Consider the following 20,067-nt stretch of genomic DNA (forward strand, 5'->3'; position numbering starts at 1 on the left):
ACGGACATGAACGACAAGCCCCAGGTTATGAGGGACACGGACGACGATGCGCGCCGACAGGCGCGCATTTTGCTGCGCGGTGCGCGCTTTGCAGCGATCGGGGTGATCGAGCCCGAGACGGGCTTTCCCTTCGTCAGCCGCGTCCTGCTGGGCACGGACACTGACGGCGCAGCCGTGATCCTCGTCTCCGGCCTGTCGGCCCATACGACCGCCCTTCTGGCCGATCCGCGCGCTTCGCTGTTGACCGGCGAACCGGCCAAGGGCGACCCGCTTGCCCATCCAAGACTGACGCTGCAGTGCACGGCCGAAAGCGTCGAGCGGGACTCGCCGACCCATGCGAGACTGAGGGCCCGCTTCCTTGCCCGCCACCCCAAGTCGCAGCTCTATATCGATTTTCCGGACTTCCGCTTCTTCCGATTGAACCCAGAACGGGCGAGCCTGAATGGCGGCTTCGGGCGTGCCTACCATTTGAGCAGCGCCGACTTTTTCATACCGAAAATGGACGATGATTTGCTCGGGGACGAGGAAGCGCGACTGCGAGATTTAGGGGGTCGCCATCCCGATCTCGCATCACACATCGCTATGAAAATTTATGGGGCGACAGAGGGTGGCTGGCGCATTTCCGCCATTGATTCGCATGGATTGGACATTGTTTTCAAAGACTTGCTCATTCGGCACGAATTTGTGACGCCCATCACAAAAACAGAAGACCTGCTATTAGAGTTACCTAAATGAGTATACGCAGTACCTTAAATTTAGGCATATACAATTTTGATGATGCTGGTAGAGTTTGATTTCCAGTTAAGTCATGGATTTTTCAACGACTGCCACTCCCCCACGGCACTCGACCAAGGAAAGTTGAAGTGAGATGAAAACAAAAGCATTGTCCGAACAATCGACTGTCGCAGCCGGTTTGCTCTCCGCCATGGCAAACCCGAAGCGACTGATGATCCTCTGCAGCCTCGTTGAGGGAGAGGTTCCTGTCGGCGTTCTGGCGACCCAAGTGGGCCTGAGCCAGTCGGCTCTGTCGCAGCATCTGTCCAAGCTTCGTGCCCAGAAGCTTGTCAAGACGCGTCGTGACGCCCAGACCATCTACTATTCCTCGACCTCCGAGTCGGTGATCAAGATCCTCTCCACGCTGGAAAGCATCTATTGCCCCCCGGCAGCGAGCAAATCCGCCGCCTGATGACAGCGCTCCCAAAGGCGTGACGATCGAGGGTGGGGAGCGATCGGCGAACACTCGCAACAGCGCGTGGAGCCTTTGATGCACGACGATTTTCAAAGCCCCGGATGGCAAACGCCGCCGGGGCTTTTTCGTGACCTGCGGAAGAAGCCGTATCGGCCCTGCCGCACGATCCCGCCTCCCCTCCCATCACCGGAATTCAGCAATCCATGACCTTTGTTGATGCGGCCCCGGCCATGGCTTGACCGTGCTTTGGTCCCTGCTAACGTGACGGCGCATTCAACAGATCTCGGCGCCTGCGCCGACAGCCGGGAGAATGGCCGCCCGCGACCAAAGGGCCATGGAGAACACGATGTCTAACCGCCTGAATTCCACGCCGAACGACCTGCGCGCCTTCTGGATGCCGTTCACTGCGAACCGCCAGTACAAGAAGGAGCCGCGCCTCTTCGTCGGCGCCAAGGACATGCATTACACCACCCATGACGGACGCAAGGTGCTCGACGGCACTGCCGGCCTCTGGTGTGTGAACGCCGGTCACTGCCGTCCGCTGATCACCGAAGCGATCCGCGAACAGGCGGGTGAGCTCGATTACGCCCCGGCCTTCCAGCTCGGCCATCCCAAGGCCTTCGAACTCGCAAACCGCCTGATCGACATAGCCCCCGACAACATGGCGCATGTGCTGTACACCAATTCCGGCTCGGAATCGGTCGAGACGGCCCTCAAGGTCGCGCTCGCCTATCAGCGCGTGAAGGGACAGGGCTCGCGCACCCGCCTGATCGGCCGCGAACGCGGCTATCACGGCGTGAATTTCGGCGGCATCTCGGTCGGCGGCATCGTCTCCAACCGCAAGATGTTCGGCACGCTGCTGACAGGCGTCGACCACATGCCGCACACCCATCTGCCGGCCAAGAACGCCTTCACCAAGGGCATGCCCGAGCATGGCGGGGACCTTGCCGACGAGCTGGAGCGCATCGTCACCCTGCATGACGCCTCGACCATCGCGGCCGTCATCGTCGAGCCGGTCTCCGGCTCCACCGGCGTCCTGATCCCGCCGAAGGGTTATCTCCAGCGCCTGCGCGAGATCTGCACGAAGCACGGCATCCTGTTGATCTTCGATGAAGTCATCACCGGTTTCGGCCGCCTCGGCGCACCGTTCGCTTCGCAGTATTTCGACGTGAAGCCCGACATCATGGTCACCGCCAAGGGCCTGACCAACGGCGTCATTCCGATGGGTGCGGTCTTTGTCACCGCCGAAATCCACGACGCCTTCATGCAGGGCCCCGATCACATGATCGAGTTCTTCCATGGCTACACCTATTCCGGCAACCCGATCGCATCTGCCGCGGCTCTCGGCACGCTCGACACCTATCGCGACGAGAACCTCTTGACCCGTGCGGCTGAAATCGCGCCCTACTGGGAAGAGAAGCTGCATTCCCTGCGCGATTGCCCCAACGTCATCGACATCCGCAACCTCGGCCTGATCGGCGCGATCGAGCTGAAGCCGATCGACGGCGAACCGACGAAGCGCGCCTTCAACGCCTTCCTCGAAGCCTATAACGACGGCCTCTTGATCCGCACCACCGGCGACATCATCGCGCTCTCGCCGCCGCTGATCATCACCACGGAGCAGATCGACGAGCTCTTCGACAAGCTGCGCAAGGTGCTCGAGCGCAACATCTGAACCGAGCCTCCGCTCACAGAGAAAGGCGGCCCTCACCGGCCGCCTTTTTTTCGTAGCTTGCGCGAAGCTGACCATGCGCGCCGGCCTCGCTTGTCGACCGATTAGGCATCGCTTATTGTCGAGGGAATCGCACGTTCGATCCTGGCGCAGATGACCGCGAAAGGCCCGACCGACGACACAGGCACATCCGCAACCGTCATCACCGACATCACGTCGCGAAGGCCGCAAGCGGATCAGGTCCCGGGAGGAAATCCGTGGTCGACCTCTTCAAGCGCATGTTCGGTAAAGAAGCGTCCCCCCAAATGTCAGCCACGCCGGCTCCTGTCGAACCGGCAGTCCATGCAGCCGCCCGCGCTGACGAAGCGCGTCTCGCTGCCCGCCGCGCCCAGATCAGCAATGATCTCTTCGAACTGCAGCAGATCGCCATGGCCGAGCTCGCCTTGCGCCGCGAGCAGGATGCCGCTGCTGCCAAGGCAGGCTTCGAGGCGGAAGACGGCGTCGGCGGACGCGTGCTGACCGTCTGACCTTATCGCCTGAACATCTATCAAACCGCTCTTACAAAGCTGTGGCGTCTTCGCACACCACAGCATCGGGTCTTTTGCTGCCCTTCGTTTTTGGCTAAAGCCATGCCGGGGAGCAACAAAAGAACCCGAATGGCGTTCAAATCGACTGAGATCGATCGCGCCGACCCAAGGAGCAGGACATGAAATTTCAACTTCTCGCCAGTGCGGCGCTTGCAGCACTGATCGCCACCGCCCCCGCTGCCCGTGCCGAAATCGTGCTCGGCCTGATGGCTCCGCTGACCGGCCCGCTGGCAGCCGTCGGCGCGCAGATCAAGAATGGCGCCGAAACCGCCGTTGAAGAAATCAACAAGAAGGGTGGCATCAACGGCGAACAGGTAAGCCTGAAGATCGCCGATGACGCCGGCGAACCGAAGCAGGGCGTTTCCGCTGCTAACCAGCTCGTCGGTGAAGGCGTGCGCTTCGTCGTCGGCCCAGTCACCTCGGGCGTCGCCGTCCCCGCCTCCAGCGTTCTCGCCGAAAACGGCGTGTTGATGGTCACCCCGACCGCAACCGCACCTGATCTCACTGCCCGTGGCCTGACGACGGTTCTGCGCACCTGTGGCCGCGACGACCAGCAGGCCGATGTTGCCGCCAAGTTCGTGCTGGGCGCTTACAAGGACAAGAAGATCGCGATCCTCGACGACAAGGGCCAGTACGGCAAGGGTCTCGCCGATGCCTTCAAGGCAGCCCTGAACGCCGGTGGCGTCACCGAAGTCTTCAAGGATTCGCTGACCGCCGGCGAAAAGGATTTCGGCGCGCTCATCACCCGTCTGAAGTCGGAAGGCGTCGAAGTCATCTATTTCGGTGGCTACCACCCGGAAGCCGGCCTCATGGTCCGCCAAATGAAGGATGCAGGTCTTTCTGCCCAGCTGATCGCCGGTGACGGCCTTTCAAACAACGAATACGTCACGATCGGTGGCGACGCTGCCGAAGGCACGATCTTTACCAATGCGGCCGACGCCCTGAAGAATGCCGACAGCAAGGCCGCCGTCGACGCGCTCGCCGCCAAGAACATCCCGGCAGAAGCCTTCACGCTGAACACCTATGCCGCCGTCGAAGTCATCGCCGCCGGCATCACCAAGGCCGGAAGCACTGACGACGCCGAAGCCGTAGCCGCAGCTCTCAAGGACGGCTCGGAAATCCCGACCGCCATCGGCAAGCTGACCTATGGCGAAACCGGCGATCTGACCTCGCAGAGCTTCGCCGTCTACAAGTGGGAAGCCGGCAAGACGGTTTCGGCTGAGTAAGGCTTGGCAATCGCTGAAATGCAAAAGGCGGCCCACAAGGGTCGCCTTTTTTGTTTGTGCGGAAGGTTTGGATGATCAGCCCTCATCCTGAGGTGGGAGCAAAGTGACCCTCGAAGGACGAGGGCCGGTGGCGGGGCCTGGGCCTAGATCCTTCGAGGCCTGCTACGCAGGCACCTCAGGATGAGGGGACACCACGGCGCCATTCACTCCGCATAGATCATCTTCCGCGACATGCCGCCATCAAGCGTCAGCACCTCTCCGGTCACGAAGCCTGCGCTCGCCAGATAGAGCACGGCCTTGGCGACATCCTCAGGCCTGCCGACGCGGCCGACCGGGTGCTGGGCGTGGTCTTCCGGTCTGAGATCCGTATCGCGGGTGATCCAGCCGGGCGCAATGCCGTTCACCCGGATCTTCGGGCCGAGACTGACAGCGAGCGCATGAGTCAACCCGAAGAGACCGCCTTTCGACGCCGCATAGGCTTCCGTGTTCTTTTCCGACATGAAGGCACGGGTGGAGAGCACGTTGACGATCGAGGCCCCCTCGCCCATCAGCGGCACGGCAGCGCGTGTCATCAGAAATGCGGCGGTCAGGTGACTGTCGGTCACCATCCGCCACTGGTCCAGCGAGAGATCGGTGATCGGCCCGAAATCGGGGCTGGCGATGCCGGCATTGTTGACGAGAAGATCGAGGCTCTCCCAGCCGAGTTCGGCGAACCCTGCTGCAACGGCGGCCTCGTCCGAGACATCGCAGAGAAAAGAGCGTATGCCAGCCGGCGCCTGCCGGATATCGAAGCAAGCGACCTCGTAATCGGCCATCTGAAGGGCGGTGCAGAGTTCTGCGCCGATGAGGCCGGCGCCACCTGTGACGATTGCGTGTTTCATGAGCCCTCAACGGCGGCGGACGGGGAAAGTTTCAGCCAAGCCCTACAGCAGCCGATCGCGATATTCCGGCGCGGGCAACCAGCAGCTCTCGCGCCTGCCGAAAATCCGGTAACGATTGCGCGCGATCAGCAGATAGAGCGGATCGCGGATTGCACGCGGTATCAGCCGGAAGACGGTGAGCGCCTTCCATGGCCAGCCGAGGCCGCCATAGATCGAGAGAACCGCATCGCTGTCGCGCAGCATATGCTCGCCATCAACCACGATGATGCTGTCCGGATTGGTGGGATCGATGCCGAAGCGGCGATAGAGGGCAGAGCCAACCTCACCCTGCATCGATGCGAGACGAAAGCGCTTCTTGCGGTCGTTTAACAGAACGAATTGCGCATTGGCCGAGCAGAGGATGCATTCGGCGTCAAAAAGAATGATCGGGCCGGCGGTGTCGGGCTTGGCGTCCATGGTTTAAAGCTAGGCTTTCGGACCCATCGCTTCAATGGGACAAAGCGTCCTTTCGACCAAGGCAGGTCGTGACAGACCGAATTGAAGGAATAGGATGGAGAAGCTTGCAGAGCCGAAGCGAGGATCGATGATGAAGAAGGGTTACAAGGACTTGCTGGCGGAAGCCGAGGCGATGGTCGAGGCGGTGGATATAACCGAGGCCGCCCGCCTGCACGGCCGCGATAATGTCGTCTTCGTCGATCTGCGCGACCCACGCGAGCGAGAGCGGGAAGGCACGATCGCAGAGGCCTTTTCCTGCCCGCGCGGTATGCTGGAATTCTGGATCGATCCGGAAAGCCCCTATCACAAGCCTGTTTTCGCCGAAGACAAGCTCTTCCTCTTCTACTGCGCCAGCGGCTGGCGCTCGGCACTCGCCACGAAAACCGCCCTGGAGATGGGGCTTGAAAATGTCTGCCATCTCGAAGGCGGCTTCACCGCCTGGCGGGATCAAGGGCTGCATGTGGAACCGGTAGTGGTGAAGGCGAAGGGGTGAGCATTACCCCTCCGGCGGGCGGTCCCGGCGGCAATCGCTTGAACCCAGGGGAAAACACCCCATGTAAGCTGTGACAGTCGCACGACTTCAACCGCTGAGCATGATGCCCACCCGGTGAGGTCGATGAAGTGCAACAGTCCGCCGGTGCCGTGTCGATGACATCAAGTCGTCGACACCGGACCCCGGACCGGTCTCGTCAGGAGACATTCATGGTCGAACGGATCAGCCGCATTTCCCGCAGTGACGCCACCTCCCCGACAGACGTCAGTCACACCCTGAACATAGGCTCGGACGCCGACAATGCCTGGGTCGCAGCGCGCCAGTCGCAGATCAACCACGACATCGAGGAGCGACGCAGGACGATGTTGGAGGAGAAGGCGGAGCACGGCACGCTCGACGACGAGCAAGCCGGCAACATGCACGGACCACCATCGGATCCAAGCGTGGAGACCTCAGGCACGGATGAGACAGCTGAAAGCGGCGCTGAAGAACCACGCCTCTCGGGCGAAAGCGAGCGCATCGGCACCCAGAACTTTGACGAGGACACACCCTTCGGCGACCGCACCCTGATCGTCTGAAGCGGCCATCCGCATGCGCGGTGAACCTGCACCTCGACACATCTGCGTCGCACTTTGCCGGCAATCACTCTAGACTGCCGCAAACAGACGAGGATGACCCATGCCCCAGACGATTCGCATCGCCAACGCAGAGCTTGCCGTCGAAGTCTCGACGCTGGGCGCCGAGATGCAGTCGCTGAAGACGGCGGATGGCCGCGACTGGCTATGGAATGGTAATACCACATGGTGGACGGGTCGCTCGCCGATCCTCTTTCCGATCGTCGGCAAGGCACCGGGGGACCGATTGGCAATCAACGGCACGACCTATCCGATGGCCCAGCACGGCATTGCCCGCCGGCGCGAATTTGCAATCGTCGAGCAAACGACAGCCTTATGCCGTCACGAACTGGTCTCCACCGACGAGACCCGCGAGGTCTATCCCTTCGACTTCCGCCTGACGCTGGAGCATCGCCTCGACCAAAGCCGCCTCTCGGTAACGGCCGCGGTGGAAAACACCGGCGACAATCTGCTGCCCTTCGGCCTTGGCTTCCACCCGGCCTTCCTCTGGCCGTTGCCCGGCGCAGACGGCAAGGCTCACCACGTTACCCTCGACAACGGCGCCGAACCCGGCGTCATCCAGCTCGAAGCCGGCCTGATCGGCGAGACGCTGCCCACCTCACCCTTCAAGGTGGGACGACTGGAGCTCGCCCACAACCTGTTCGACAACGACGCGCTGATCTTCCCGGAAGGCGCCGGCAACGCGCTCACCTTCGGTGCAGACGGCGGCCCCTCGCTCCATTTCACATTCGAGAACCTGCCCAATATCGCGCTCTGGCAGAAGCCCGGCGCGCCCTTCCTCTGCGTCGAGCCCTGGCACGGGATGGCGGCGCATGCCGGCGGCACGGCAGAGCTGGTGGAGCGGCCCTATACGGTGGCGCTGCCGGCTGGCGACACCATGCGCTTCGGCTTCAACGTGGAAGTCAAGGGATAAGGAAAGGGCCATGCCGGTCAAGGCATCCAGGCGTCTGACTGAGATTGCGGAGGCCCTGCCGCTTCATCCCGGCATGCGCGTGCTGGAAATCGGCTGCGGGCCAGGCGTACTCGCAAGGCTCCTCGTCGAGCGCATGCAAGGCGAGGCCTTCGTGCTTGGCATCGACCGGTCGGCGAGCGCGATCGCCATGGCGACCGCATCTGTCCCGCAGGCGCCTTATCCCACCGCCCTTGCCTTCCGGCAGTCCGAAGCCGAGCACTTCACGCTTGCGGATGATGAAGCCCCATTCGATCTCGCCATCGCCATCCGTGTCGGAGCTTTCGATGGGCGCCACCCCGAGGCCGGCCGGCTGGCACTACCACGTGTTCGCGCGGCGCTTACCTCAAAGGCGTTGCTCCTCATCGACGGCGGCAATCCGCTGCGTGAAGTAACGCTCGACATGGCCGGTGGATAACCATGCCAAAACATACTCTACCACTTTGATAGAAAACAATTCTCCGCCGACTAGGAAGCCCGCCAAGTGCGCCCCTTGCCGATACCTGCCCTTCGGCTACTCTCCTCAGGTGGATGTCCACGTGGAGAGGGTAGAAACATGTGCAATCATTGCGTGATCGAGAATGTGAAGCAGAACATGCTGTCGCGGCGCTCGCTGTTCAAGGGCATGGCGTTTGCGGGCGCAGCCGTGGCCGCCGGCGGTATGGCCAAGCCGGTGCTGGCGCAACAAAGCGCGAGCAAGGTGGTCGACCTGACCCACGCCTATGACGAGACCTTCCCGACCTTCGACGGCAAACCGGGCATTGAGTACGAATGGGCCGTGGAATTTGCCGGCAACGGCTATCAGCTGCACAAGCTGACGATCTTCGAACATACGGGCACGCATATCGACGCGCCCTTCCACTTCAGCGCCGATGGCAAGAGCGTCGACCAGATCGAACCGCAGCAACTGGTCGCGCCGCTCGCCATCATCGACATCACCGATCGCGCCAAAGACGACGCGAACGCGACGGTTGAGGCTGCCGATGTCGAAGCCTGGATCAGCGCCAATGGCGAGATCCCGAAGGGCGCTGTTGTGGCGCTGCGCTCCGGCTGGGCAAAGAAGGTGACCGATCCCTCCTTCCGCAATGACGGCGAAGGCAAGTTCGCCTTCCCGGGCTTTGCCAAGTCAGCGACAGACCTGCTGGCGACCCTCGACGTCGCGGCGATCGGCGTGGACAGCCTCTCGCTCGACCCCGGCAATTCGGCCGATTTCGCCGTACACAACAGCTGGCTGCCGGGCGGTCGCTACGGCATCGAATGCCTCAACAACCTGGAGGAGCTGCCGGTCACGGGCGCGACGATCATCGTCGGCGCACCCAAGCACAAGCGCGGCACCGGCGGGCCTGCCCGCATCCTGGCGCTGGTCTGAGGGCGGGCGTTACGATGGCAGTTCTTCCCCTGTTGAACGATGAGGAGGCGAGCGCGGAAGCGCTTGCCGTCTTCGACGACATCCGCAAGAAACGCGGCACGAATTACGTCAACAACTTCTGGCGAGCGCTCGCCCATGATCCAGACGAGCTGAACTCCGTCTGGAACCGGCTGCAGACGGTGATGGCGCCAGGAGCCCTCGATCCGCTGGTGAAGGAGCTGATCTACATCGCGGTCTCGGCGACGAACGGCTGCGCCTACTGCGTCCACTCCCACACCGCCTCCGCCAAGGCGAAGGGCATGACGCCCGAGATGCATGCCGAGCTCTTGCAGGTCGTCGCCATGGCGAGCCGCACCAATGCGCTGGCGATGGCACTCGGTGTGCCTGTCGATGAACGCTTCGAGGCAGAGGTGCAGGCGAAAGGGCAGTAGCGCACACGATCATTTCACTCCGTTTCCCTTCGGCTCCGCCAATCGATAGAATACGCTCGGAACAACAGAATCGGAGACGCTGCATGACCGACCTCGAACGCCGCATCGATCAGGGGACCGGCCGCGAGCCGGCGGATATCGTGCTGAAAGGTGGGCGCTTCTTCGATCTGGTCACCGGCGAGCTTGTGGCTTCCGACATCGCGATCTGTGGCGAAACGATTATCGGCACCGTGGAGAATTACGAGGGCCGCGAGGTCATCGACATCACCGGCAAGATCGTCGTGCCCGGCTTCATCGACACCCATCTGCATATCGAGAGTTCGCTGGTCACGCCCCATGAATTCGACCGCTGCGTGCTGCCCTATGGGGTCACGACCGTGATCTGCGATCCGCACGAGATCGCCAATGTGCTCGGCACCGAAGGCATCCAGTTCTTCCTCGACAGTGCCGAGGAAACGATCATGGACATTCGTGTTCAGCTGTCCTCCTGCGTGCCGGCGACGCATCTGGAAACCTCGGGTGCGGATCTGCCGATCGAGCGGTTGCTGCCCTTCCGCAACCATCCCAAGGTCATCGGCCTTGCCGAATTCATGAATTTTCCGGGCGTGATCTACAAGGATCCGATCTGTATGGCGAAGCTCGAGGCCTTCCAGGACGGCCATATCGACGGCCATTCGCCGCTTCTGTCGGGCCGGGATCTGAACGGCTATCTCTCCGCCCGCATCCGCACCGAGCATGAATGCACAACGGCCGCGGAAGCGATGGAGAAGATCCGCAAGGGCATGCACATCCTGGTACGCGAAGGCTCGGTGTCGAAGGACCTGCATGCGCTGATGCCGATCCTGACCGAGCGGCTCTCGCCCTTCCTGGCGCTCTGCACCGATGACCGCAACCCGCTCGACATCGCCGAACAGGGCCATCTCGACTATCTGATCCGCGAAGCGATCCGGAACGGCGTCGAGCCGCTCGCCGTCTATCGCGCCGCCTCGATCTCGGCCGCCCGCGCCTTCGGGCTGAGAGATCGCGGCCTCGTCGCCCCCGGCTGGCGGGCGGATCTCGTCGTCATCGACAGCCTGGAAAACTGCAAGGCCGAGATGGTCTTCTCTGCCGGCCGTCGCGTGACCGACGCCCTCTTCGCCACCCGCAAGCCGATCGCCCCCGTCGGCCTCGACAGCGTCAAGGCGCGCATCGTGAAGGCTGCCGATTTCGGCGTGCCGGTTGCCGAAGGCGAAACGCCCGTGATCGGCGTCATGCCCGGCAAGATCATCACCGAGCATCGTCGCTACCGCCTGCCGACCTCCGGGAACCAGACCTCCGTCGATCTCGCCAACGACGTGATCAAGGTCGCCGTCATCGAGCGGCACGGCAAGAACGGCAACCACGCCAACGGCTTCGTCCAGGGTTTCGGCCTGAAGAAGGGTGCGATCGCCTCGACCGTCGGCCACGACAGCCACAACATCTGCGTCGTCGGCGTCTCCGAAGAGGACATGGCTCTCGCCGCCAACCGGCTCGGCGAGATCAAGGGCGGTTTCGTCGTGGTCGAAGACGGCAAGGTCACCGGCGAGATCCCGCTGCCCGTCGCCGGCCTGATGAGCCTCGAACCCTATGAAAGCGTGCGCGACACGCTGCATCACTTGAGAAAAGCGGCCTATGCCCTTGGAACGACTCTCGAAGAACCCTTCCTGCAAGTCGCCTTCCTGCCTCTGCCGGTCATCCCGCACTTGAAGATTTCCGACAAGGGCATGGTCGACGTGGACAAGTTCTGCCTGATCGGGTGAGGATTGGCAGCGGGCATCGGCAAGACGGAGCCATTAAAAGACACGCTCAAGGGCATGTAGTCCTGCCGCATCACCCAGGAACACCGGATCGTCTAAGCCGTTGTCGGCAAGGACGAGGACCAGACACTGGTCATCCCGCAATGCCGCCACCACGACTGACGAGGCTCTATGGCATCCCAGACTGAAAGCACTCCATCCAAAACGATCCGCCAGCATCTGGCGCGGCTCTACTACGGCCGCGACACCCCCGCCATCCGTTTCCAGTTCGCGCTGATGGTGATCGATCTCTCGATCATCGGCTTCTTTCTCGCGGGACCGTACATCCGAGATCGGCCGAGCTATCTCATTCTGGATTACGCCATCGCCGCATGGATTGCGGTCGAGATGCTGGCCCAGTGGGGCGCGTCGCGCACCACGCGCGGATTTCTGACGCGACCGATGACCTGGGTCGACCTCTTCGTGCTCGGCACGCTGCTCTTCCCGCATCTCCTGTTCAACTTCGCCTTCCTGCGCGTTGCGCGCATCTGGGCGGTGGCGCAGCGCCCGGTCTTCAAGCTGATGCTGAACCGGCTCGGCCTGAAAGAGCAGACGGATGTCGTCACCGCCTTCATTAACCTCTTCGTTTTTCTCTTCCTGGTGACGGGCTTCGTCTACACCTTCTTCTTCTATGCCGAAGATGCCGGCACCGGGTTCATCGATGCGCTCTATTTCACCGTTGCCACGGTCACCACGACGGGCTTCGGCGACATCACGCTGCCGGGCACGGCCGGCAAGCTCACCTCGATCGTGACGATGATCATCGGCATCTCACTCTTCGTGCGGCTCGCCCAGGCGATCGTCCGGCCCTACAAGGTGAGCTTCCCCTGCCCCGAATGCGGCTTGCAGCGGCATGACGCGGATGCCGTCCACTGCAAGGCCTGTGGCCACACTCTCAACATCCCCGACGACGGGCTTTAACTCAGAGCGCTTTGCGGAAATAGACCACGCGCTGCGTCTCCTCGAAACCGAGAGCACCATGCATGGCATGGGAGGCGGTATTGTGCAGTTCAGCATCGGAAGCGAGTTCGCTCAGGCCCTTGCTACGAGCCCAGTCGCTGACGGCAGCGACCAGCAGAGCTGCGACGCCCCGCCGCCGCATTGCGGGATCGACCACGATGCCTTCGAGAAAGGCGACCGGCGAGGTTTCGCAGCCATTGACATAGTCGGAGCGGACACTCGCCTCCGCAAGCCCGACCGCAGTCCCATCGGGTGACATACACAAGAAGGCGATGAGCCTCTCAGGCAGCGACAGCGCGTCGACGATCTCTGCCTCGTGCGCTTCCAGCGACAGATGGGGCCAGAGTTGGTGGCGCAGCCCCGCCCAAGCGCCGAGATCGTCCGCCGTTGCAACCCTCGCAGCCAGCGCCGTCATCGCGTCACAGCCGCGCGCAGAAGCCGTCGAGCGGCCCGAGATGGATTTCGCTCTCCACCTTCCGTCCGAAAAGACCCGGCATCACGATGCTTTCCTTGACCTTCAGCCCTGCCGGAACCGAGATCTCCTGCGGGCCGCGGCGGAGATTGAAGACGAAAAGCAGCCGCTCCTCACCCTTGGAACGGGTGAAGGCCAGCACGTCCTCATTGGTCGCCAGGAACTCCATGTCGCCGTCAGCAAGGGCCGGATGCGCCTTGCGGAAGGCAAGTGTCGCCCGGTAGTGGGCAAGCACCGAAGCCGCATCGGCTTCCTGCGCATCCACGGCCAGCGCCTGATGCTCAGCCGACACCGGCAGCCAGGGCTTCGCCGTCGAGAAGCCGGCTTGGTCCTTGCTCTTGTCCCAGACCATTGGTGTGCGGCACCCGTCGCGACCCTTGAAGGCTGGCCAGAAGCGAATGCCATAGGGGTCGCGCAGATCCTCGAAGGAAAGCTCCGCCTCTGGCAAGCCCAGTTCCTCGCCCTGATAGAGGCAGATCGAGCCGCGCAGGGTCGAGAGCACCGAGATCGCCAGCCGGGCAACGGCTTCGCGTTCCTGCGGCTGCTGCACGAAGCGGCTCACATGCCGCGTCACATCATGGTTGGAGAAGGCCCAGCAGACCCAGCCGTCCTTCACCTGTTTTTGAAAACTCTCGACGCAATGGCGGATATGGCTCGGCGTGAAGTCCGGCCCAAGCAGGTCGAAGGTGTAGCACATGTGCAGCTTGTCGCCGCCGGACGTATAGGCTGCCACCGTCTTCAGCGAGCGGGCTCCGTCACCGACTTCGCCCACCGTCGTGCGATCCGGATACTGGTCAAGCAGTGCACGGAAACGCTTGAGAAACTCGATATTCTCCGGCTGTGTCTTGTCGAAGAGATGGCTCTGCATGCCGTAAGGATTGACGTCGGGCGCATCGAGGCCGGCATCGTCGCTGTCGGGCGCATGGGGCGGATTGTCCCGCAGCTCCTTGTCGTGGAAATAGTAGTTGACCGTATCGAGACGGAAGCCGTCGACGCCGCGGTCGAGCCAGAACTTCACGGCATCGAGCACGGCGTCCTGAACCTCGCGATTGTGGAAGTTGAGATCCGGCTGCGAGGCGAGGAAGTTGTGCATGTAATACTGCTTGCGCACCCCGTCCCACTCCCAGGCGGGGCCACCGAAGACGGAGAGCCAGTTGTTCGGCGCCGTACCATCGGGCTTGGCGGCAGCCCAGACAAACCAGTCGGCCTTGGCATTGTCGCGGCTCGCCCGGCTCTCCTTGAACCACGGATGTTGATCCGAGGTGTGCGAGATCACCTGGTCGATGATCACCTTGAGGCCGAGACGCTTGGCCTCCGCCATCATCGCATCAAAATCGGCAAGCGAGCCGAACATCGGGTCGACATCGCAATAGTCCGAGACGTCATAGCCCATATCGGCCTGCGGCGAGGTGAAGAAGGGCGAAAGCCAGATCGCGTCCACCCCAAGCGCTGCGATGTAAGGCAGCCGCTGGATGATGCCCTTGATGTCGCCGATGCCGTCGCCATCCGTATCCTGGAAGGAGCGCGGATAGACCTGGTAGATCACGGCGCCCCGCCACCAGTCGGCGGTTGCTGCGTGGGCGGCCTTGGCGGGAGCTTTGGTCATGGGGCGGGTCCTTCGGCGGGAATCGATCTCGATGGGCGTCAGCCCCTAGGCAACCGACTTGTGCCGGCAATGTCAAACGGGCGCCGTCCCCGGACTGACATCAAGCTGTAATGTTCCGCTCCGATAAGGCGTGCAGAGCTTGTGAAGCAGAATCGCCGCTCCGGCGGCCGTTCGGATGAGGGCGGACGCGCCATGCCGAGACTGACCATCGTGACCGATGCCTGGCACCCGCAGGTGAACGGGGTCGTCCGATCCATAGAGACCACCAATCGCGAGCTGAAGAAGCTGGGTGTCGAGGTCTCGATGATCACGCCCGAGCCCTTCCGCAGCATTCCGATGCCCACCTATCCGGAGATCCGGCTGTCGCTGGCCTCGCCCGGCCGCATCGGCCGCATGATCGAAGCCCAACAGCCGGACTATGTGCATATCGCGACAGAAGGCCCGCTCGGCCTGATGGCGCGCCACTGGTGCATCCGCAACAAGCGCCCCTTCTCCACGACCTATCACACGCGCTTTCCGGAATATGTGGCTGCCCGCCTGCCCGTACCGCTCTCCTGGCTCTATGCATTTGTCCGCTGGTTCCACAATCGCGGCGGCGCCTGCATGGTGGCGACCGAGAGCCTGCGCCGGGAGCTTTCAGCGCGTGGCATAAACAATCTCTGCCTCTGGAGCCGCGGCATCGACACCGCCCATTTCCACCCGCGCGAAAAATCGGAAAAACCCTTCGGCCTTGCCCGCCCGATCTTCATGACGGTCGGCCGTGTGGCGGTCGAAAAGAACCTGCCGGCCTTTCTCGATCTTGATCTTCCCGGATCAAAAGTGGTGGTCGGGGATGGCCCGGCCCGTGCCGACCTTCAGGCGCGCTATCCGGATGTGCTGTTCACCGGTGTGAAGCATGGCGAGGACCTCGCCCGCGCCTATGCAGAAGCCGATGTCTTCGTCTTCCCGTCAAAGACGGACACCTTCGGCAACACGATCCTGGAAGCGCTGGCCTCGGGCGTTCCCGTCGCCGGCTATCCTGTGACCGGCCCGATCGACATCATTCCGGCAGGCTCCAATGCCGGAGCACTCGATCACGACCTGCAGATCGCCTGCATCGCAGCGCTTCAGGCATCGCCGGCGTCCGCCCGCAGGCTTGCAGAAACCTATTCCTGGGAAGCGGCGACCGAGCAGTTCTTCGACAATGTCGTGGAAGCCAAGGAGCAGCGCCGCAAGCGGGGCCTGCGGCAGCGCTTCGGAACTCGCCCGGCAGAGCTGGACGCCCACGGACGTCCTGCCACCGAATGAGCCGCTGAAATCAGCGGCGTCTCTTGCGACCCTCGAACGGGTTTTCGCCTGCCTTGAAATGGATGCGGATCGGCACGCCCGGCATGTCGAAATCGGCGCGCAGACCATTGGTCAGATAACGCACATAGCTTTCGGGCAGCGCATCGGGGCGAGTGCAGGAAATCATGAAGGCCGGCGGGCGGGCCTTGACCTGCGTCATATATTTCAGCTTCAGGCGACGGCCCGACACGGCCGGTGGCGGATGCTGGGTCGTGACCGCATCGAGCCAGCGATTGAGCTTGGCGGTCGAGATGCGCTTGTTCCACACCTTGTCGGTGTCGATAATGTTCTGCATGAGCTTTTCCAGCCCATAGCCCGTCTGGCCCGACATCGGCACAGCGCGAATACCGCGTGCCTGCGGCAGCAGCCGTTCGGTCTTCTCGCGCAGTTCCGTCAACAAGGCCTGCGGATCGTCGACCAGATCCCACTTGTTGAAGGCAAGCACCGCAGCGCGGCCTTCGCGCAGGCAGAGGTCGACAATCTGTAGATCCTGCTTTTCGAACGGGATCGTCGCATCGAAGACGATGACCACCGTTTCGGCAAAGCGGATGGCGCGCAGCGCATCGGCGACAGAGAGCTTTTCGAGCTTCTCCTGCACGCGCGCCTTCTTGCGCATGCCGGCGGTGTCGAACATCTTGATGGTGCGGCCGCGCCAGTCCCACTCGACGGAGATCGAATCGCGCGTGATGCCGGCCTCCGGGCCGGTCAGCAGACGGTCTTCGCCAAGGAAACGGTTGATCAGCGTCGACTTGCCGGCATTCGGGCGACCGACGATCGCAACACGCAGCGGCTTGGTCTCGTCATATTCCGGTTCGGCCTCGTCTTCCTCGCCTTCGAGGTCGCTGTCCTCAGGAAGCAGGACATCCGTCTCGGCAACGTCCTCTTCCTCAGGGAAGGCGCGATCCTCGCCGATGGCCTCGACGATCGCGTCGCGCAGATCGATCATGCCCTGGCCGTGTTCAGCCGAGATCGGCACCGGCTCGCCAAGACCCAGCGTATAGGCATCGTAGAAGCCGGCATCCGAGCCGCGTGCTTCCGACTTGTTGGCGACCAGCACCACGGGCCGGCCACGACGGCGCAGCATTTCGGCAAGGGTCTGATCGACGGGCGTCAGGCCGAACTTGGCATCGACAACGAAGAGCGTCAGATCCGCCTCGTCGATCGCCATCTCCGTCTGGGCGCGCATGCGGCCTTGCAACGTCTCCGGCCCTGCCTCTTCGAGACCGGCCGTATCGATGATGGTGAAGCGCAGGTCCACGAGCTTGGCATCGCCCGGCCGACGGTCGCGGGTAACCCCCGGGGTATCGTCGACGAGCGCCAGCTTCTTTCCGACCAGACGGTTGAAAAGCGTGGACTTGCCGACATTCGGGCGCCCGACGATGGCGACTTTGAAACTCATGGGAACGCTAGCTTTCCGGCCTTGATGGCCTTGTTGTTACGGAGCCTTGCCGGAGGCCTTGATGTTGTCGAGCAGCATCTGGGCACGGTTGGCAACATTGCGCGGTGCTTCCGCGTCTTCGACGATCTGCTCGAACCACTCACGGGCGCGGGCCATGTCGCCGGCCTTGTAGGCGGCGAGACCGAGCGCTTCGCGGGCAGCATGGCGCATGGCATTGGTCGGCGTCGCCATGGCCTCGACCATGGCAGAAACTTCCTCATAGGTGCCGGTATCAACCAGCAGCCATGCGGCGCGCACCTTGGCTGTGTTGCGCACGGCTTCCGGGATCGAGGCATCATCGCCGATCGTCTTGAACGAGGCAACGGCACCAGCCGGATCACCCTTTTCGGCGAGAACCGAGGCGGCACGGAACCGGGCGAGAATGCCATAGGCGCCGTAGCCGTCCTGTTCGAGCGCCTGCAACGCGGCTTCCGCCTCATCGCGCTTGCCCTGATCGGCCAGCGTCAGCGCTGCAAGGAACTTGTCGCCGGCATCCGAGGCCTGGGTGGAGTCCCAATGGGTCCAGAGGCGATGGCCAGCCGTGCCGAGGACGATGACCACGGCAGCACCTATGATGATGCGGCTGTAGCGCTTCCAGGCATTGCGCACCTGGTCGGAGCGGAGCTCCTCGTTCACTTCGCGGATAAAGCTGTCGTTCTGATCAACCATTCATATCCCCGGACAATGCCGGCCTTTCGATGCAGTCTCATGCGTGAGCGGCCTTCTAGCCGATTTTTGCCCGCTTGTAAGGGGAAAACCGCCAACAGGCTTAAGCCGTCACATGGCAAGTGGTGCAACCCCGATCAACAGTTTGTGCAGCCACATGGTGATGACGGCCCAAACGACGATACCGCCGATCACCGCAATCGCATCCCAGCGTGCCGACACGAAGGGCTTGAGCACAAGCTCGCCCGCCCGCACACGGCGCTTGTAGCTGATGCGCAGGACCACACCCCAGGCCAGAAGCGCCACGAACAGCAGAACCGAGGCGAGGTCGCCATTGGCGAGCAGATGGGCGGCAGCCCAGATCTTGATCGACAGCACGATCGGATGCTTGGTCTTGGTGGCGATATGCCCGGCCGGCAGGAAGCCGGCGACCAGACAGATCATGGCAAACAGCATCAGCGTCGTCGTCAGATGGTTCATGCCCATCGGCGGGAACCAGAGATTGATGACGGGTGCTGTCGCATAGCCCCAGATCAGGACCACCAGCGACACAAGGCTCATCACCGAATTGATGACCCGCCAGCCGGTCTCGCCGAAGCGACCGATCATCGAGACCCGAAAACCGGGCGCGACGACGCGGATCAGATGGGTGGCCAGAAACAGGATGATGCCGAGAATGAGAAGTGTCATGAGTGAGAACCTTTCGGGTCGAGTTGCCCAAAGCCTTACTGGTCTGACGTTCGAATATCCAGCCTGTTCAAAGCTTCGCCGCATTTGGATGGGAGGCAACACACCGAATTGATTGCCGGGTGTTTGCTGATGTTTCGTTCTTTGATTGCCGTTTCCCTTGCCCTTTGCGCCACGACTGCGATCGCACAACAGCCCGCCCCTGCGGCAAAAGGCGCTGACGGCACAAAGCCGAGCCAGATCCTGATGATCTCCTTCGATGGTGCGCATGATGTGAGGCTTTGGGCGCGAAGCCGCGCCATTGCCGAGCGTGCAGACGCGCATTTCACCTATTTCCTATCCTGCACCACCCTGATCCCGCGTGCCCGCGCCGGTGACTACAAGGCGCCGGGCATTAAGGCCGGTCGCTCGAATATCGGTTTTGCAACGGATGCCAATGAGGTGGCGGTCAGGCTCGACCACATCTGGAACGCCAGAAACGAAGGGCACGAAATCGCCAGCCACACCTGTGGCCACTTCGACGGCAAGGACTGGACGAAGGCCGAGTGGCTGACGGAATTTCAGACCTTTGATCGGGTCCTCCTGAACGCCTGGAAGGACAATGGCCTTAGCGATCGCGAGCCGAGAGACTGGGCGAACTTCGTCAAGAACGACATCACAGGCTTTCGTGCGCCCTATCTTTCCGCCCCCGACAGCCTGTTCCAGGCGGAGCGCGAGCATGGCTTCCGCTACGATGCGAGCGTGGTGACCCATGACCCGGCCCTGCCGGTGAGAAAAGGCGGACTTGCCCGCTTCGGCCTGCCGCTGATCCCGGAGGGGCCGAAGGCACGACGCATCATCGCCATGGACTACAATCTCTTCATCCGCCATTCGGCCGGCATCGACCATCCGTCGAAGGGCGATGAATTCGCCGAGCGCAGCTACAAGGCATTCAAGTCAGCCTTCGAGGCACAATACAACGGCGACCGCATCCCTCTGCAGATCGGCCTGCACTTCGTCACCATGAACGGCGGCGCCTATTGGGCAGCAATGGAGCGGCTGGTGGCGGAAGTCTGCCCCCGCCCCGATGTCGCCTGCGTCACCTATTCGGAAGCGCTCGACATGCTGGAAGACCGAGCTGATGCATCTGCCGGAACGCCCGGCGCGATGTGATCGCATGACGCATTTACTT

Annotated in this window: 22 protein-coding genes; 15 read left to right on the top strand and 7 right to left on the bottom strand. The window is 62.4% G+C overall.

The genetic code is table 11. The features are described 5' to 3' along the window. Window positions 1–6 precede the first annotated feature (6 nt). From C0V73_RS01055 to C0V73_RS01075, 5 genes are all read left to right on the top strand, one after another. On the top strand, window positions 7–735 hold the full coding sequence (locus tag C0V73_RS01055) for a pyridoxamine 5'-phosphate oxidase family protein (RefSeq protein WP_102018882.1): 729 nt from the start codon (window positions 7–9) through the stop codon (window positions 733–735). Between the two features lie 133 nt (window positions 736–868). Continuing rightward, window positions 869–1,186 carry a metalloregulator ArsR/SmtB family transcription factor gene (locus tag C0V73_RS01060; protein WP_102018149.1) on the top strand — a complete coding sequence of 106 codons (318 nt, stop codon included), beginning with the start codon at window positions 869–871 and terminating at the stop codon, window positions 1,184–1,186. A 349-nt stretch (window positions 1,187–1,535) separates the two neighbouring features. Continuing rightward, window positions 1,536–2,864, top strand: a complete 1,329-nt coding sequence (locus C0V73_RS01065) for an aspartate aminotransferase family protein (protein ID WP_102018883.1) — start codon at window positions 1,536–1,538, stop codon at window positions 2,862–2,864. Window positions 2,865–3,118: 254 nt separating this feature from the next. Further along, window positions 3,119–3,388, top strand: a complete 270-nt coding sequence (locus tag C0V73_RS01070; protein ID WP_102018150.1) for a hypothetical protein — start codon at window positions 3,119–3,121, stop codon at window positions 3,386–3,388. Window positions 3,389–3,567: 179 nt separating this feature from the next. Then, window positions 3,568–4,674, top strand: coding sequence for a branched-chain amino acid ABC transporter substrate-binding protein (locus C0V73_RS01075; protein WP_102018151.1), 1,107 nt, complete (start codon window positions 3,568–3,570; stop codon window positions 4,672–4,674). A 203-nt stretch (window positions 4,675–4,877) separates the two neighbouring features. Here the strand turns inward: C0V73_RS01075 and C0V73_RS01080 are convergent, their stop codons facing one another. Both C0V73_RS01080 and C0V73_RS01085 read right to left on the bottom strand, forming a co-directional pair. Continuing rightward, complete coding sequence (locus C0V73_RS01080) at window positions 4,878–5,555, bottom strand: SDR family oxidoreductase (protein ID WP_102018152.1); 678 nt, start codon at window positions 5,553–5,555, stop codon at window positions 4,878–4,880. Window positions 5,556–5,597: 42 nt separating this feature from the next. Continuing rightward, window positions 5,598–6,011 (bottom strand): DCC1-like thiol-disulfide oxidoreductase family protein, encoded by a 414-nt coding sequence (locus C0V73_RS01085; RefSeq protein ID WP_102018153.1) that lies wholly within the window; start codon window positions 6,009–6,011, stop codon window positions 5,598–5,600. A gap of 130 nt (window positions 6,012–6,141) precedes the next feature. On the opposite strand from C0V73_RS01085, the gene C0V73_RS01090 reads away from it, so the two are divergent. The 8 genes from C0V73_RS01090 (at window position 6,142) to C0V73_RS01125 (ending at window position 12,662) form a co-directional block, all read left to right on the top strand. After that, window positions 6,142–6,543, top strand: coding sequence for a rhodanese-like domain-containing protein (locus C0V73_RS01090; protein ID WP_102018884.1), 402 nt, complete (start codon window positions 6,142–6,144; stop codon window positions 6,541–6,543). Between the two features lie 209 nt (window positions 6,544–6,752). Next, window positions 6,753–7,121 (top strand): hypothetical protein, encoded by a 369-nt coding sequence (locus C0V73_RS01095; RefSeq protein WP_102018154.1) that lies wholly within the window; start codon window positions 6,753–6,755, stop codon window positions 7,119–7,121. 100 nt (window positions 7,122–7,221) lie between these two features. Beyond that, a complete protein-coding gene (locus C0V73_RS01100; protein WP_102018155.1) occupies window positions 7,222–8,091 on the top strand; it encodes an aldose 1-epimerase family protein in 870 nt (289 codons plus the stop codon). Window positions 8,092–8,101: 10 nt separating this feature from the next. Continuing rightward, window positions 8,102–8,545, top strand: coding sequence for a methyltransferase domain-containing protein (locus C0V73_RS01105; protein WP_102018156.1), 444 nt, complete (start codon window positions 8,102–8,104; stop codon window positions 8,543–8,545). 138 nt (window positions 8,546–8,683) lie between these two features. Next, a complete protein-coding gene (locus C0V73_RS01110; RefSeq protein WP_102018157.1) occupies window positions 8,684–9,496 on the top strand; it encodes a cyclase family protein in 813 nt (270 codons plus the stop codon). A gap of 14 nt (window positions 9,497–9,510) precedes the next feature. Then, on the top strand, window positions 9,511–9,927 hold the full coding sequence (locus C0V73_RS01115; RefSeq protein ID WP_102018158.1) for a carboxymuconolactone decarboxylase family protein: 417 nt from the start codon (window positions 9,511–9,513) through the stop codon (window positions 9,925–9,927). 83 nt (window positions 9,928–10,010) lie between these two features. Next, the gene (ade, locus tag C0V73_RS01120; protein WP_102018159.1) at window positions 10,011–11,705 is read left to right on the top strand and encodes an adenine deaminase; all 1,695 of its coding nucleotides are present in this window, start codon (window positions 10,011–10,013) and stop codon (window positions 11,703–11,705) included. Between the two features lie 168 nt (window positions 11,706–11,873). After that, window positions 11,874–12,662: a potassium channel family protein gene (locus tag C0V73_RS01125; RefSeq protein ID WP_102018160.1), complete on the top strand. Its 789-nt coding sequence runs from the start codon at window positions 11,874–11,876 to the stop codon at window positions 12,660–12,662. Window position 12,663: 1 nt separating this feature from the next. On the opposite strand, the gene aac(6') is transcribed toward C0V73_RS01125, so the two are convergent. Next, a complete protein-coding gene (aac(6'), locus tag C0V73_RS01130; RefSeq protein ID WP_102018161.1) occupies window positions 12,664–13,116 on the bottom strand; it encodes an aminoglycoside 6'-N-acetyltransferase in 453 nt (150 codons plus the stop codon). Window positions 13,117–13,120: 4 nt separating this feature from the next. Then, window positions 13,121–14,779 (bottom strand): alpha-glucosidase family protein, encoded by a 1,659-nt coding sequence (locus C0V73_RS01135; RefSeq protein ID WP_102018162.1) that lies wholly within the window; start codon window positions 14,777–14,779, stop codon window positions 13,121–13,123. 192 nt (window positions 14,780–14,971) lie between these two features. Here C0V73_RS01135 and C0V73_RS01140 point away from each other — a divergent pair, with 192 nt between their 5' ends. Then, window positions 14,972–16,066 (top strand): glycosyltransferase family 1 protein, encoded by a 1,095-nt coding sequence (locus C0V73_RS01140; RefSeq protein WP_102018885.1) that lies wholly within the window; start codon window positions 14,972–14,974, stop codon window positions 16,064–16,066. Window positions 16,067–16,076: 10 nt separating this feature from the next. Here C0V73_RS01140 and der read toward each other — a convergent pair whose 3' ends face one another. The 3 genes from der to C0V73_RS01155 all read right to left on the bottom strand — a co-directional run bounded on the left by der (window position 16,077) and on the right by C0V73_RS01155 (window position 18,899). Next, a complete protein-coding gene (der, locus tag C0V73_RS01145; protein ID WP_102018163.1) occupies window positions 16,077–17,504 on the bottom strand; it encodes a ribosome biogenesis GTPase Der in 1,428 nt (475 codons plus the stop codon). 36 nt (window positions 17,505–17,540) lie between these two features. Continuing rightward, complete coding sequence (locus C0V73_RS01150) at window positions 17,541–18,212, bottom strand: tetratricopeptide repeat protein (protein ID WP_102018164.1); 672 nt, start codon at window positions 18,210–18,212, stop codon at window positions 17,541–17,543. A gap of 108 nt (window positions 18,213–18,320) precedes the next feature. Further along, a complete protein-coding gene (locus C0V73_RS01155; RefSeq protein WP_102018165.1) occupies window positions 18,321–18,899 on the bottom strand; it encodes an NnrU family protein in 579 nt (192 codons plus the stop codon). A 129-nt stretch (window positions 18,900–19,028) separates the two neighbouring features. Here C0V73_RS01155 and C0V73_RS01160 point away from each other — a divergent pair, with 129 nt between their 5' ends. Next, window positions 19,029–20,048, top strand: coding sequence for a polysaccharide deacetylase family protein (locus C0V73_RS01160; protein WP_102018166.1), 1,020 nt, complete (start codon window positions 19,029–19,031; stop codon window positions 20,046–20,048). Window positions 20,049–20,067: the final 19 nt, after the last annotated feature.

It is taken from the genome of Rhizobium sp. TH135, from assembly GCF_002855515.1.
Classification (GTDB): Bacteria; Pseudomonadota; Alphaproteobacteria; order Rhizobiales; family Rhizobiaceae; genus Allorhizobium.

Coding starts and splice junctions, on each gene's coding strand:
- C0V73_RS01055 (WP_102018882.1), top strand. CDS start 7: ATGAACGACAAGCCCCAGGTTATGAGGGACACGGACGACGATGCGCGC.
- C0V73_RS01060 (WP_102018149.1), top strand. CDS start 869: ATGAAAACAAAAGCATTGTCCGAACAATCGACTGTCGCAGCCGGTTTG.
- C0V73_RS01065 (WP_102018883.1), top strand. CDS start 1,536: ATGTCTAACCGCCTGAATTCCACGCCGAACGACCTGCGCGCCTTCTGG.
- C0V73_RS01075 (WP_102018151.1), top strand. CDS start 3,568: ATGAAATTTCAACTTCTCGCCAGTGCGGCGCTTGCAGCACTGATCGCC.
- C0V73_RS01080 (WP_102018152.1), bottom strand. CDS start 5,555: ATGAAACACGCAATCGTCACAGGTGGCGCCGGCCTCATCGGCGCAGAA.
- C0V73_RS01085 (WP_102018153.1), bottom strand. CDS start 6,011: ATGGACGCCAAGCCCGACACCGCCGGCCCGATCATTCTTTTTGACGCC.
- C0V73_RS01090 (WP_102018884.1), top strand. CDS start 6,142: ATGAAGAAGGGTTACAAGGACTTGCTGGCGGAAGCCGAGGCGATGGTC.
- C0V73_RS01095 (WP_102018154.1), top strand. CDS start 6,753: ATGGTCGAACGGATCAGCCGCATTTCCCGCAGTGACGCCACCTCCCCG.
- C0V73_RS01100 (WP_102018155.1), top strand. CDS start 7,222: ATGCCCCAGACGATTCGCATCGCCAACGCAGAGCTTGCCGTCGAAGTC.
- C0V73_RS01105 (WP_102018156.1), top strand. CDS start 8,102: ATGCCGGTCAAGGCATCCAGGCGTCTGACTGAGATTGCGGAGGCCCTG.
- C0V73_RS01110 (WP_102018157.1), top strand. CDS start 8,684: ATGTGCAATCATTGCGTGATCGAGAATGTGAAGCAGAACATGCTGTCG.
- C0V73_RS01115 (WP_102018158.1), top strand. CDS start 9,511: ATGGCAGTTCTTCCCCTGTTGAACGATGAGGAGGCGAGCGCGGAAGCG.
- ade (WP_102018159.1), top strand. CDS start 10,011: ATGACCGACCTCGAACGCCGCATCGATCAGGGGACCGGCCGCGAGCCG.
- C0V73_RS01125 (WP_102018160.1), top strand. CDS start 11,874: ATGGCATCCCAGACTGAAAGCACTCCATCCAAAACGATCCGCCAGCAT.
- C0V73_RS01135 (WP_102018162.1), bottom strand. CDS start 14,779: ATGACCAAAGCTCCCGCCAAGGCCGCCCACGCAGCAACCGCCGACTGG.
- C0V73_RS01140 (WP_102018885.1), top strand. CDS start 14,972: ATGCCGAGACTGACCATCGTGACCGATGCCTGGCACCCGCAGGTGAAC.
- der (WP_102018163.1), bottom strand. CDS start 17,504: ATGAGTTTCAAAGTCGCCATCGTCGGGCGCCCGAATGTCGGCAAGTCC.
- C0V73_RS01150 (WP_102018164.1), bottom strand. CDS start 18,212: ATGGTTGATCAGAACGACAGCTTTATCCGCGAAGTGAACGAGGAGCTC.
- C0V73_RS01155 (WP_102018165.1), bottom strand. CDS start 18,899: ATGACACTTCTCATTCTCGGCATCATCCTGTTTCTGGCCACCCATCTG.
- C0V73_RS01160 (WP_102018166.1), top strand. CDS start 19,029: ATGTTTCGTTCTTTGATTGCCGTTTCCCTTGCCCTTTGCGCCACGACT.